Below are 12,194 nucleotides of genomic sequence, written 5' to 3' on the forward strand. Positions count from 1 at the left end.
ACCCATCGGCCCTGTCTTCGTTCCCCCGGACGGGGGAGGGGAAATCTGATCAGAACCGAGGTGTACGCCATGGTGGCTCCGCCGGACAACGATGTGCTCTGGGCTCGTTCCCTGCACCACTCCCACAACGGCTCGCCCGCGCTCGTCGGCGTATCGCTCGGCGTACGGGAGGGCGAGATCCTCGCCGTGTGCGGGCCCCGCGGCAGTGGCAAGACCACGCTTCTGAGGTGCCTGTCGGGTCAACTGGTCGCGCGGGAGGGCGAAGTCTGGTTCAACAGCTCCCCCGTGCACACGCTGAGCGTGCCGCGGCGCGAGCGGCTTCGCAGGGACCGCTTCGGGTGGATCGACCCCGAGCCGACGCTGGTCCCGGAGCTGACTGCGTGGGAGAACGCCGCCCTGCCGCTGCTGCTGCGCGGTATGTCGCACCGCGCGGCGAAGAGCGCGGCGATGGAGTGGCTGGAGCGGCTCGACATCGGAGCGTGTGCGCGTAAGCGGCCGTATGCGCTGCTGCAGGCGCAGCGGCAACGGGTCGCCGCCGCGCGGGCGCTGGCCGCCACGCCATCGGTGCTGTTCGCGGACGAGCCGACGGCGACGCTGCACCGGGCGGACCGGGCGCATCTGCTGCGTTTGCTCACGGCCGCGGCCCGTTCGCACCGCATCACCGTCGTGCTCGCCACGCATGACGCGGAGGTCGCGGCGCTCGCCGACCGTTCGATCGCGCTCGTCGACGGCCGGCGGGTCAACTCGCTCGCGACCGTGGACGCGGAAGGCCGGCCCGAGTGCTCGCTTTCCGTCTAGCTCGCGGCACGCATCCCCTGGTCCTGCTGCGCCGCCTGATGGTGGCGGCGGCATCCGCGGGCGTCGGGTTTCTGCTGCTGTCCACGCTGACATACGCGCTGTCCCACCCCACCGACCCCGGCGCGTCCGCGGTACGGCTGGTGTGGTGCCTGATCCCACTCGCGGCAACGGTGCACTTCGCGGTGGCCGTGGCGCGTACGGATCCGAGTACGCGTCCGAGGTCCGGGCTCTCGGCGATCGGCCTGGGGCCCGCACGGCTCAGCGCGCTGGCCGCGGTGTCGACCGCCGTCTCCGGCACGCTCGGCAGCATGGTCGCCCTGCTGTTCTTCCTCCACCTGCGGGGGGATCTGACGGGGCTGCCGTTCGACGGTGCGGCTGCCGAACTGCTCGCGGCGAACCGGCCGTTGCCGCTGGGCGCGGCGCTGACACTGCTCGCGCTGGTGCCGCTGCTCTCGTCGGTGGCGGCTGCGCTGACACTGCGCCCACGGCGGTCTCCGTCGCCCACCACGGTGTCCGGGTCCGCCCCGGCGCCTTCTCCTGCTCCGGCCGGGCTGCCGTGGGGGGTCGCGCTGATGGCGGCGGGCCTGGCCGTCGAGACATACGCGAGCCGCGGCGTTTCGGGGTCACCGCTTCCCCTGCCGGGCGAATTCACCGGCCCCGTCGAGGGCAACCCTGCCGGAGTCCTCGTGGGCTGGTCCCTCGCCGCCCTCGGCCTCGCCCTGGCGGGCCCGGGCATCACCCGTTTCTGCGGCCGCCTCCTGCAGTCCCTCCGCCCGGGTGCGACCCGCCTGCTGGCGGGCCGCACCCTGATGCTGGAGGCGACCCGCATCGGGGGCCCGCTGGGTGTCGTGTGCGCGGTCGCCGCGGCGGCGCTGGCGGCCTCCGCGCTCTACGACGAGGCGGCCCCCCGCCCCTTCGGCCCCCTCACCGGCCTGGGCGCGGCCCTGGTGATCACCTGCACGACGGCGACGCTCCTGGTCTCGGCCCTGGAGGCCAAGCAGGCCCGTGCAACAACAACGGAATCCCTCCGCCGCCTGGGCACCGCGGCCCCCCTCCTCCGCCGGGCGGCGGCCCTGCGAGCGGTAACGCTCCTGCTGGTCTTCACGCCCCTGACGTGTGCGGTGGGCGCGGTGGCGGCGTTCCCTCTCAGTTCCTGAGACCGGGCGCCGCGAACTTGGCGTCCGGCACGGGGTCCCACGCCGCGAAGCCGACGACCGTGCCAGGGGCCGCAACGCAGCGCGAAGCCCGGCGCCCCGAGCTCGCGTCCCACAAGACACGACGAAGCCCCCGCCGGATCCGGGCGTCCGCCCGGATCCGAGGGCGTCAGCCCCGCACGTCCTGCCCCGGCGGCGGGGGCCGGATCCCTGCAAGGCGTGGCCCGGCCAGGCGGGGTCCGGGGGCCCACCCCGGTTCAGGGAAGGGTCGGGGTGGGGGAGACCAAACCCCAACCCCCTATCGTGGCCGCATGCCGCCTCCCCCCGGACCCCGCCACGACGGCGAGATCGAATCCCTCGAAGAGTTCGATCTCGCCGTCTCCCACGGCACCCTCGCCGGACACCGCGTCCAGTCCGTCGACCTCACCGACCGCACCTTCGCACTGCTCGGCGCCGACACCACCGGCGCCGTCTTCCTCGGCTGCCCCATGCAGCCCGACGCCGCCGCCAAGGTCCGGGCCGACGGCGCGCTCGTCTTCCCGCCGGTTCCCGATCTGCACGTCGATCCGTACCGCGGGCTGCTCTACTCCCCCGACGAGCTCTTCGAGGGCCTGGCGACCGACGGCTACGAGGCCACTCCCGACGCCCGGGCATACGCCTGGTTCCAGAAGACCAAGGCCGACGGCGACATATTCGCCTCCATGCTCCGCTCGATCCACGACGACGCCATATCCGACGCGCTGGACGAACACCTCATCGGCGCGCGCGTCGTCGGCGTGATGGGCGGGCACGCCATGGCCCGCGGCACGGACGCCTATGCGGGCGCCGCCCGCCTCGGCCGGGTCCTCGCCCGGAGCGGGCTCACCGTCGCCACCGGCGGCGGCCCCGGCGCCATGGAGGCCGCCAACCTCGGCGCGTACGCCGCACCGCACCCCGACGAGATGCTGGACGAGGCGCTTGAACTCCTCGCCAAGGCCCCCTCGTTCACCCCGTCCGTCTCCGACTGGGCCGACGCCGCCTTCGAGGTCCGCGACCGCTGGCCGGGCGGCGGCGACTCCATCGGCATCCCCACCTGGTTCTACGGCCACGAGCCGCCGAACGCCTTCGCGGGCCACATAGCCAAGTACTTCGCGAACGCCACCCGCGAGGACGGCCTCCTCGCCCGCTCAGCCGCGGGCGCGATCTTCCTGCCCGGCGCCGCCGGCACGGTCCAGGAGATCTTCGACAACGCGACCCCGAACTACTACGAGTCCCGCGGCGAGCCGACCCCCATGGTCCTCGTCAATACCGCGCACTGGACGCGGACGCTCCCCACCTGGCCGCTGCTCCAGTCCCTCGCGGCGGGCCGCCCGATGGAGTCGCGTATCGCGCTCGTCGACTCGGTCGACGAGGCTCCGGCCGCCCTGATGAGCCTGACCGGCAGCGGTTGACCACTCAAAAGCAACTTCGGAGGCCGAAGACACGTCTGGCAGTCCAGCCGGAGTTGGACTGACCCCACGTGAACGGAGCCCCTGGTGCTGATTGGCCTACTGACCGCTGTCGCGGCCTCGATCTGTTACGGCACGGGGTCGGTGCTCCAGGCCGTGGGATCCCGCAGGTCCGCGCGCCGCGAGGCGGCCGCGTCGGGCATGACGCAGCACGGCGGGCCGAGCCTTTCGTCCACCGCGAAGGCCGCGATGACCTGGGAGTTCATCGTCGGCACCATCCTGGACTTCGTCGGCTTCGGCCTGGGCGCGCTGGCGGCCAGGCTGCTCCCGCTGTTCCTCTCGCAGACCGTGATCAGCGCGAATCTGGTGATCACGGCCGTGCTGAGCGTCAGGATGCTGGGCATCCGGCTGACCCGCGCCGAGTGGACCTCGATCGCCGTCGTCTGCTCGGCGCTGGTGCTGCTGGCCACGGCTGCGGGCCCGGAGGGCAGCGGCGACACCCCCATCGCGACGCACTGGTGGCTGCTGGCGATCTCGCTGCTGCTGATGGCCGGTGGCACCGTCTTCGTACGTCTTCTCGGCGGCCGTGCCGCGATCCTGGCCGGTCTGCTGTCGGGTCTCGGCTTCGGCGCGCTGGGTGTCGGCGTACGCGTACTGAACGGCATCGACCCCTTCGACCTGGGTGCGCTGCTCACGGACCCGGCGCTGTACGCGATCCTGGTGGCCGGGATCGGCGGCATGTACCTGCACACGGTCGCCCTTCAGATCGGCTCGGTGAACGGCGCGACGGCGGCGCTGGTGGTGGGCGAAACCGTACTGCCGGGCATGATCGGCGTGCTGTGGCTGGGTGACGCCTCGCGCGAGGGTTTCGCGTGGATGGCGATCCTCGGGTTCGCAACGGCGGTGGCGGGCGCGGTCGCGGTCGCCTGGTTCGGCGCGTCCGAGGCTCATGGCACGGAGTCACAGCCGCATGAGCCCGGTGCCGACGAGCTGCGTCCGCAGGACGTCCTCACCGTTCGCTGAGCACGACCACATCTTCGGCGCCGAAGACCACGCCCACCTCGGCCCCTTCCTCCGGCGCGTCCCGCACAGAGCACTCCGCCTCCAGCGGCGGCGCGTCGGAGTGCCTCAGCCGTACGGCGACATGGTTGCCCCGGAACGTAAGCCCCTCGACCCTGCACGGCAGCCCGGACGACGCGTCGTCCAGCCGTACGCCGGCAGGCCGGACCAGGACCTTGCCTTCGCCCTGTGGCGAGCCGTCCGGCACCGGGATCTTTCCCCACACCGTGTCGGCGGCCGTCCCGCTCACCGTCGCCGCCACCACGTTGTCGAAGCCGAGGAAGCGTGCGACGAACTCGGACGCGGGCCGCTGCCAGACCTCCAGCGGAGTGCCCGCCTGGGCGATCCGGCCGTCCCTCATGACCACGACACGGTCGGCGAGTGCGAAGGCCTCGCTCTGGTCGTGAGTGACCGCAAGCACGGTGGTGCCCAACCGCCCGAACAGCTCACGCAGTTCGACCACAAGCCGCTCGCGCAGCCCCCGGTCCAGCTGACCGAGCGGCTCGTCCAGCATCAGCAGCCGGGGCTCCGGCGCGAGCGCCCGGGCCAGCGCCACCCGCTGCTGCTCGCCGCCGGACAGCGAGGCAACCGCCCGGCGCTGTGCGGCGGGCAGCCCGACGAGCGTCAGCAACTCATCGACGCGGCGGGCTCGTTCGGCCCGGCCGGCACCGCGCATCCGCAGCCCGAAGGCGACATTGCCGCCCACATCGCGCTGCGGGAAGAGCTGGTGATCCTGGAACATCAGCCCGACTCCACGCCGGTGCACCGGCACCCCCGCCTGGTCGGCGCCGGACAGCAGCACCCGCCCGGTGTCCGCGGGCTGGAGCCCGGCGACGATCCTCAGGAGCGTGGACTTGCCGCTGCCGCTCGGGCCGAGCACGCAGACGATCTCGTGCTCGGCCACCTCCAGGTCCACCGCGTCGAGAGCCACGCGCGCCCCGAACCGTACGGTCACATCCTCCAGTCGCAGCAAGGCCATCAGAACTCCCCCGAGGTTTTGTCGGTACGGATGCGTTCGAGGAGCAGCAGCGCTACCGCGCACACCAGCATCAGGATCGTCGAAAGAGCCATCGCCTGACCGTAGTTGAGCTCCCCGGGCCGTCCGAGCAGGCGTGCTACGGCGACCGGCAGGGTCGGACGGTCGGGCCGGGCGATGAAGACGGTCGCCCCGAACTCACCGAGCGACACGGCGAAGGCGAACCCCGCCGCGATCAGCACGGCACGCCGCACCATCGGCAGATCGACCTCACGCCAGACCCGTAGGGGCGAGGCCCCGAGCACGGCCGCGGCCTCGCGCAGCCGGTCGTCGACCGCTCGCAGGACGGGCAGCATGGTCCGTACGACGAAGGGGACACCGACCAGCGCCTGCGCCAGTGGTACGAGAATCCATGAGGTCCGCAGATCCAGCGGCGGCTCGTCGAGGGTGATCAGAAATCCGAAGCCGACGGTCACCGCGGAGACCCCGAGCGGAAGCATCAGCAGCGCGTCGAACCCGCGCACGAGCCGTCCCGCGCGCCGGGTGAGCGCCGCGGCCGCGAGCCCGCCGACGAGCAGTGCGACGCCGGTCGCCGCCAGCGCATACTGCATCGAGTTCCAGATCGCCTCGATCGGCGGGACGAGGAAGCTGCTGCCTGCGTCGCCGGTCGACTGCAGGGCCCGGTAGAAGTCGAGACCGTAGCCGCCCTGCCCGTCCAGCGAGCGTTCCACGAGCACTCCGAGCGGCACCAGGATCAGCAGCAGCACGGTGAGCAGGACCCCGCCGAGCAGCGCCCACTGCCGCGCGCCGCGCGGCCGGTGCGCGGTCTGGGCCGGGTCGACCAGCTTCAGCGCGGTCTCCCGCCGCCGGACCGTCGAGGCGTGAACCGCCAGGATCGCGCCGACCGCGGCGAACTGGACCATGGTGAGCACGGCCGCCGTCGGCAGATCCAGCAGCTGGGCCGTCTGCCGGTAGATCTCCACCTCGAGCGTCGAGAAGGTCGGTCCGCCGAGGATCTGTACGACGCCGAACGAAGTGAAGGTGAAAAGGAAAACCATCAGGGCGGCCGCCGCGACAGATGGTCCGAGCGCGGGCAGCGTCACCCGCCGCCAGGCGGCGAACCGCCCTGCACCCAGCACCCGGGCGGCCTCCTCCTGGCGCGGGTCAAGCTGTGACCACAGGCCACCCACGGTCCGTACGACCACCGCGTAGTTGAAGAAGACATGCGCGAGCAGAATCGCCCACACGGTGGTGTCCAGCCTGACGCCCCACAGCTCGTCGAGCAGTCCGCCACGGCCGAGGAGCGCCAGGAACGCGGTCCCGACGACGACGGTCGGCAGCACGAAGGGAACGGTCACCACCGCCCGCAGCAGTTGCTTGCCCGGGAAGTCGAAGCGCGCGAAGACATACGCGCCGGGCAGCGCGATCAGCAGTGTGAGGACGGTGGAGGCGAGCGCCTGCCAGACGGTGAACCACAGCACATGCTGGATGTCGCCGCGGCTCAGCACCTCGCCGATCCGCCCGAACTGCCATACCCCGTCGACCTGGAGGCCGCGGCCGACGATCGAGACGACGGGGTAGGCGAAGAAGACCGCGAAGAACACGGCGGGCCCGGCCATCAGCCCGAGCCGCGCCGCACTGCTCCGTAGGGAACCGCGGACGGAACCCGGGACGGACTTCGTTACTTCAGTACGAGCGAGGACCATGACTGGACCCACTGCTCACGATTCTTGGCGATCTTGTCGGGAGCGACGGTCTCCGGCTTGTCGACGCTTGCGCCGAACTTGGTGAACGCCTCGGGCAGCTTCGCCCCCTTGACCACCGGGTAGACGAACATGTTGAGCGGCATGTCCTCCTGGAACTGCTTGGAGAGCAGGAAGTCCAGTAGGGCCTTGCCGCCCTCCTCGTTCTTCGCGCCACTCAGGAGTCCCGCGAACTCCGTCTGGCGGAAGCAGGTTCCGGTCGCGACGCCGGTGGGCGCCTGGGTCGGCTGCGGCTTGGCGAAGACGACTTCGGCCGGCGGGCTGGAGGCGTACGAGACGACCAGCGGGCGGTCCGCCTTGGCCTTCTTGCCACCGGCGGAACCGGAGAACTCGCTGTTGTACGCCTGCTCCCAGCCGTCGACGACCTTGACGCCGTTGCTCTTCAGCTTCTTCCAGTAGTCCTGCCAGCCGTCCTCGCCGTACTTGCCGACACTGCCGAGGAGGAAGCCGAGACCGGGCGACGAGGTCGCCGCGTTCTCCGTGACCAGCAGGTTCTTGTACTCGGGCTTGATCAGGTCGTCAAAAGACCGGGGCGGGGCCAGCTTCTTGTCGGCGAAGTACTTCTTGTCGTAGTTCACGCAGATGTCGCCGGTGTCGACAGGCGTGACGCGGTGCTTGTCCTTGTCCAGCTGCACCTCGTCGGGCACCTGGTCCAGGCCCTTGGCCTCGTACGGCGTGAACAGGTCGTTGTCCAGAGCACGCGAGAGGAGGGTGTTGTCGACGCCGAAGAACACATCGCCCTGCGGGGAGCCCTTGGTGAGGATCTCCTTGTTGAGGGCGGCGCCCGCGTCGCCGCTCTGGAGCAGCTTGACCGTGTAGCCGGTCTCCTTGGTGAACTGCTTCAGTACGGCGGGCGAGGCGACAAACGAGTCATGGGCGACGAGTGTCACGGTCTTGGACGTCGGACCGCTGTTCTTGGCGGAGTCCTTGGACTCCCCGCACGCAGCCAGCGTCGAGACGCCGAGCGCGACGGCGACGGCGGAAACCGCCACCTTCTTGGTGGTGCTCACTGAATTCCTCCTGGAGTGACCAGGAAGAGACGCGGCCCCGCTCACATGGAGTGAGCAGGGCGCAACAGCTTGAGTGATGACCGAACTTCCTACCCAGAATGACCTGGGCAAGGTTCAGAGGGTCTGCGACCAGATGCCTGTTTCCACGCATGTGCCGCACTCTCAGCGCTGTGGCGCTCCCCTGTCGGAATATGCAAGTGTTCGAGCCCAGACTACCGCTCGGTCGCCGCCAGCTGTCCGCACGCTCCGTCGATCTCCTGGCCACGGGTGTCCCGTACGGTCACAGGCACACCGTGGGCCGCGATCGCATCCACGAAGGCCTTCTCGTCCTCGGGCCGCGATGCGGTCCACTTCGAGCCCGGCGTCGGGTTGAGCGGGATCAGATTCACGTGAACCCGCTTGCCCTTGAGCATGCGGCCCAGCAGATCGCCCCGCCACGCCTGGTCATTGATGTCCCTGATCAGCGCGTACTCGATGGAGATACGGCGGCCGGACTTCTCCGCGTACTCCCATGCGGCATCCAGGACCTCGCGGACCTTCCAGCGGGTGTTGACCGGGACCAGGGTGTCGCGCAGCTCGTCGTCCGGCGCGTGGAGCGAGACGGCGAGACGGCACTTGAAGCCCTCGTCGGCGAAGCGCAGCATCGCCGGCACCAGACCGACGGTGGACACGGTGATCCCGCGCTGCGAGAGACCGAGACCGTCCGGCTCGGGGTCGGTGAGACGGCGGATGGAGCCGACGACCCGCTTGTAGTTGGCCAGTGGCTCGCCCATGCCCATGAAGACGATGTTGGACAGCCGCGCCGGGCCTCCGGGCACCTCGCCGTCGCGCAGGGCGCGCATGCCGTCGACGATCTGGTGCACGATCTCGGCGGTCGACAGATTGCGGTCGAGTCCCGCCTGACCGGTGGCGCAGAAGGGGCAGTTCATCCCGCAGCCGGCCTGCGAGGAGATGCACATCGTCACCCGGTCCGGGTAGCGCATGAGCACGGACTCGACGAGCGTGCCGTCGTGAAGCCGCCACAGGGTCTTGCGGGTGGTGTCGTCGTCGCACGAGATGTGCCGTACGACCGACATCAGATCCGGCAGCAGCTCGGCTGCGAGCTTCTCGCGCGCGGACGCGGGGATGTCGGTCCACTGGGCGGGATCGTGGGCATAGCGCGCGAAGTAGTGCTGCGAGAGCTGCTTGGCACGAAACGGCTTCTCGCCGATGGCGGCGACGGCGTCCTTGCGCTCGGCGGGCGTGAGGTCGGCGAGGTGCCGCGGGGGCTTGTTGGCTCCGCGGGGCGCGACGAAAGTGAGTTCTCCGGGCTTGGGCATGGTGCTACCAGTGTCGCAGAGATACGAAGAGGGGTTCGCCGTCCCTCGGACACCGAACCCCTCAGCCGAACGCGCAGGTCAGCAGGGTCAGCAGGTCAACCGGACCCTACGAAGATCACCATCAGCAGCCACACCACCGGAGCCGTCGGCAGCAGCGAATCGAGCCGGTCCATGATGCCGCCGTGTCCCGGCAGCAGCGTGCCCATGTCCTTGATCCCGAGGTCCCGCTTGATCATCGACTCGCCCAGGTCACCGAGCGTCGCGCTGGCCGCGACCGCGAAGCCGAGCAGCAGACCCTGCCACCAGGTGCCGTCGTCGATCACGAACTCCATGAGCAGCGCGCCCGCAGCCATCGCGAACGTCACCGCGCCCACCAGGCCCTCGCGGGTCTTCCCGGGGCTGATGCGCGGCGCGAGCTTGTGGGTGCCGAAGCGCCAGCCCACCGCGTACGCACCCGTGTCGCTGACCACGGTCAGTACCAGGAAGGTGAGCACCCGCTGCGGCCCGTCGTCGGCGGTGAGCATCATCGCGACGAACGTCGCCAGGAACGGCACATAGAACGCGGCGAAGACACCCGCCGTGACGTCCTTCAGGTAACCCTCGGGCGGCTCCGTCATCCGCCAGACCAGGACCGCGAGCGCCGTCAGCGCCATCGCGACCCAGGCGCCCTCCGCACCGCGGACATAACCGGCCACGACCATTGCCGCGCCGCCCACCGCGAGCGGTACCAGCGGCGCCTTGATCTGCTTGCGCTCCTCGAGACGCGAGGTGAGCTCCCACAGCCCGACGACGACGGCGACCGCTATCACGCCGACGAACACGGCCTTGACGACGAAGAGCGATGCCACGATCACGGCGCCGAGCCCGACACCGACCGCTATGGCCGCACGCAGATCACGACCCGCCCGCTTCTTCTGAGGCGGCTGGGCCGCCGGCGGCGGGGTGGGCATGGGCTCCTGCGGAATCTCGTCCCGGAACAGCGGGCCGCTCAGCCGAGCGGCCCCCCGGTCGCGGTCGTCGTTCAGGTCGCGGTCGTTACGGTCTTCGGCGTCTCTACCTGCGTCGGGAAAGTCCGGCACGATGGGCATGGGCCGAGTCTGCTGTGCGTCATGCTCATCGTATGCGGGACCCGCCGGGGCAGGCCCCTGGTCGGGCGGTCCCCAGAAACCGGCACTCGGCGGGGCCCCCCAGGAAGAGTCGTTCATCAGACCTCGAGCAGCTCGGCTTCCTTGTGCTTGAGCAGCTCGTCGACCTGCGCTACGTACTTCGCGGTGGTGTCGTCGAGCTCCTTCTCCGCACGGCGGCCCTCGTCCTCGCCGACCTCGCCGTCCTTGATGAACTTGTCGATCGTCTCCTTGGCCTTGCGGCGCACGGAACGGATCGAGATCTTGGAGTCCTCGGCCTTGGTCTTGGCGACCTTGATGTACTCCTTGCGGCGGTCCTGCGTCAGCTCCGGGAACACCACCCGGATGATGTTGCCGTCGTTGCTCGGGTTGACGCCGAGGTCGGAGTCGCGGATGGCCTGCTCGATATTGCGCAGCGCGCTCTTGTCGAACGGTGTCACCACGGCCATCCGCGCCTCGGGAACCGAGAACGAGGCCAGCTGGTTGATCGGGGTCAGCGCACCGTAGTAGTCCGCCACGATCTTGTTGAACATCGCCGGGTGCGCACGTCCGGTGCGGATCGCGGCGAAGTCATCCTTGGCGACCAGGACGGCCTTCTCCATCTTCTCCTCGGCCTCGAGGAGGGTCTCTTCGATCACCACTTGCTCCTGCGTGTCTTGAGTAGGCCCGGCGTTCGACTGGGCCGGCGGAACCTGCGTCGCGTCTGTTCCCTGCACGGTGTCCGACCGGCAGGACTTTGTCCATCCCTCGAGGGAAGTCCCCCGGGTCAGGCCCTGGTGCCCTGGTCGCTCACGAGCGTGCCGATCTTCTCACCCTTGACGGCCCGAGCGATATTGCCTTCGGCGAGCAGCTCGAAGACGAGGATCGGAAGAGCGTTGTCGCGGCAGAGAGTGATGGCCGTGGCGTCGGCGACCTTGAGGTTGCGGGTGAGTACCTCGCCGTACTCCAGCGCGTCGAACTTCACCGCGTCGGGGTTGGTCTGGGGGTCGGAGTCGTAGACCCCGTCGACGCCGTTCTTGCCCATCAGCAGGGCTTCGGCGTCGATCTCCAGGGCGCGCTGCGCGGCGGTGGTGTCGGTGGAGAAGTACGGCATACCCATACCGGCGCCGAAGATGACGACGCGCCCCTTCTCCAGGTGGCGTACGGCGCGCAGCGGGATGTACGGCTCCGCGACCTGCCCCATGGTGATGGCGGTCTGGACACGGGAGGCGATGCCCTCCTTCTCCAGGAAGTCCTGGAGGGCGAGGCAGTTCATCACCGTGCCGAGCATGCCCATGTAGTCGGAGCGAGCCCGGTCCATGCCGCGCTGCTGCAACTCGGCCCCGCGGAAGAAGTTGCCGCCGCCGATGACGACCGCGATCTGCGCACCGTCGCGGACGACCGCGGCGATCTCGCGCGCGATGGCGTGTACGACGTCGGGGTCGACGCCGAGTCCGCCGCCGCCGGCGAAGGCCTCACCGGACAGCTTCAGCATGAAGCGCCCGGCCTGCTTGACGTCGTGGTCGCTCTTGTCGTCGGCTGCCTGGTTGGCGTCCGCGCCCTTGTTCATGGAGATCTCCTCGTG

The 12,194-nt window shown here is 70.1% G+C and carries 11 protein-coding genes and 1 riboswitch; of the genes, 4 read left to right on the forward strand and 7 right to left on the reverse strand.

What is annotated here, in order from left to right; all coding sequences use genetic code 11:
- Positions 1 to 69: 69 nt before the first annotated feature.
- The 4 genes from FBY35_RS09650 (at position 70) to FBY35_RS09665 (ending at position 4,402) form a co-directional block, all read left to right on the forward strand.
- On the forward strand, positions 70 to 798 hold the full coding sequence (locus tag FBY35_RS09650) for an ABC transporter ATP-binding protein (protein WP_142213392.1): 729 nt from the start codon (positions 70 to 72) through the stop codon (positions 796 to 798).
- A complete protein-coding gene (locus FBY35_RS09655) occupies positions 780 to 1,955 on the forward strand; it encodes a hypothetical protein (protein WP_142213393.1) in 1,176 nt (391 codons plus the stop codon). Before FBY35_RS09650 ends, FBY35_RS09655 begins: the two co-directional genes overlap by 19 nt.
- 308 nt (positions 1,956 to 2,263) lie before the next feature.
- Positions 2,264 to 3,382 (forward strand): LOG family protein, encoded by a 1,119-nt coding sequence (locus FBY35_RS09660; RefSeq protein WP_142213394.1) that lies wholly within the window; start codon positions 2,264 to 2,266, stop codon positions 3,380 to 3,382.
- Between the two features lie 84 nt (positions 3,383 to 3,466).
- Positions 3,467 to 4,402 carry a hypothetical protein gene (locus FBY35_RS09665; protein ID WP_260848567.1) on the forward strand — a complete coding sequence of 312 codons (936 nt, stop codon included), beginning with the start codon at positions 3,467 to 3,469 and terminating at the stop codon, positions 4,400 to 4,402.
- On the opposite strand, the gene FBY35_RS09670 is transcribed toward FBY35_RS09665, so the two are convergent.
- The 7 genes from FBY35_RS09670 to pyrH all read right to left on the reverse strand — a co-directional run bounded on the left by FBY35_RS09670 (position 4,389) and on the right by pyrH (position 12,179).
- A complete protein-coding gene (locus tag FBY35_RS09670) occupies positions 4,389 to 5,417 on the reverse strand; it encodes an ABC transporter ATP-binding protein (RefSeq protein WP_186356895.1) in 1,029 nt (342 codons plus the stop codon). The two genes, FBY35_RS09665 and FBY35_RS09670, sit on opposite strands and share 14 nt — an antisense overlap.
- A complete protein-coding gene (locus FBY35_RS09675) occupies positions 5,417 to 7,033 on the reverse strand; it encodes an iron ABC transporter permease (RefSeq protein WP_260848568.1) in 1,617 nt (538 codons plus the stop codon). The genes FBY35_RS09670 and FBY35_RS09675 overlap by 1 nt, the downstream gene beginning before the upstream one ends.
- 62 nt (positions 7,034 to 7,095) lie before the next feature.
- Positions 7,096 to 8,187, reverse strand: coding sequence for a thiamine ABC transporter substrate binding subunit (locus FBY35_RS09680; protein WP_142213396.1), 1,092 nt, complete (start codon positions 8,185 to 8,187; stop codon positions 7,096 to 7,098).
- 68 nt (positions 8,188 to 8,255) lie between these two features.
- Positions 8,256 to 8,380: riboswitch (TPP riboswitch) on the reverse strand.
- Positions 8,381 to 8,399: 19 nt separating this feature from the next.
- The gene (gene rlmN, locus FBY35_RS09685) at positions 8,400 to 9,506 is read right to left on the reverse strand and encodes a 23S rRNA (adenine(2503)-C(2))-methyltransferase RlmN (protein ID WP_142213397.1); all 1,107 of its coding nucleotides are present in this window, start codon (positions 9,504 to 9,506) and stop codon (positions 8,400 to 8,402) included.
- Positions 9,507 to 9,601: 95 nt separating this feature from the next.
- Complete coding sequence (locus tag FBY35_RS09690) at positions 9,602 to 10,711, reverse strand: phosphatidate cytidylyltransferase (protein WP_142213398.1); 1,110 nt, start codon at positions 10,709 to 10,711, stop codon at positions 9,602 to 9,604.
- Entirely contained in the window at positions 10,711 to 11,268 is a 558-nt protein-coding gene (gene frr, locus FBY35_RS09695) for a ribosome recycling factor (protein WP_142213399.1), read from the reverse strand. The genes FBY35_RS09690 and frr overlap by 1 nt, the downstream gene beginning before the upstream one ends.
- Positions 11,269 to 11,396: 128 nt before the next feature.
- On the reverse strand, positions 11,397 to 12,179 hold the full coding sequence (gene pyrH, locus FBY35_RS09700) for a UMP kinase (protein ID WP_142213400.1): 783 nt from the start codon (positions 12,177 to 12,179) through the stop codon (positions 11,397 to 11,399).
- Positions 12,180 to 12,194: the final 15 nt, after the last annotated feature.

This window comes from Streptomyces sp. SLBN-118 (assembly GCF_006715635.1).
Lineage (GTDB): Bacteria > Actinomycetota > Actinomycetes > Streptomycetales > Streptomycetaceae > Streptomyces.

What these genes read in the sequence shown, in the direction of transcription:
- FBY35_RS09650 (WP_142213392.1), top strand. Translation starts at nt 70, where the DNA reads ATGGTGGCTCCGCCGGACAACGATGTGCTCTGGGCTCGTTCCCTGCAC.
- FBY35_RS09660 (WP_142213394.1), top strand. Translation starts at nt 2,264, where the DNA reads ATGCCGCCTCCCCCCGGACCCCGCCACGACGGCGAGATCGAATCCCTC.
- FBY35_RS09670 (WP_186356895.1), bottom strand. Translation starts at nt 5,417, where the DNA reads ATGGCCTTGCTGCGACTGGAGGATGTGACCGTACGGTTCGGGGCGCGC.
- FBY35_RS09675 (WP_260848568.1), bottom strand. Translation starts at nt 7,033, where the DNA reads ATGGCCGGGCCCGCCGTGTTCTTCGCGGTCTTCTTCGCCTACCCCGTC.
- rlmN (WP_142213397.1), bottom strand. Translation starts at nt 9,506, where the DNA reads ATGCCCAAGCCCGGAGAACTCACTTTCGTCGCGCCCCGCGGAGCCAAC.
- FBY35_RS09690 (WP_142213398.1), bottom strand. Translation starts at nt 10,711, where the DNA reads ATGAACGACTCTTCCTGGGGGGCCCCGCCGAGTGCCGGTTTCTGGGGA.
- pyrH (WP_142213400.1), bottom strand. Translation starts at nt 12,179, where the DNA reads ATGAACAAGGGCGCGGACGCCAACCAGGCAGCCGACGACAAGAGCGAC.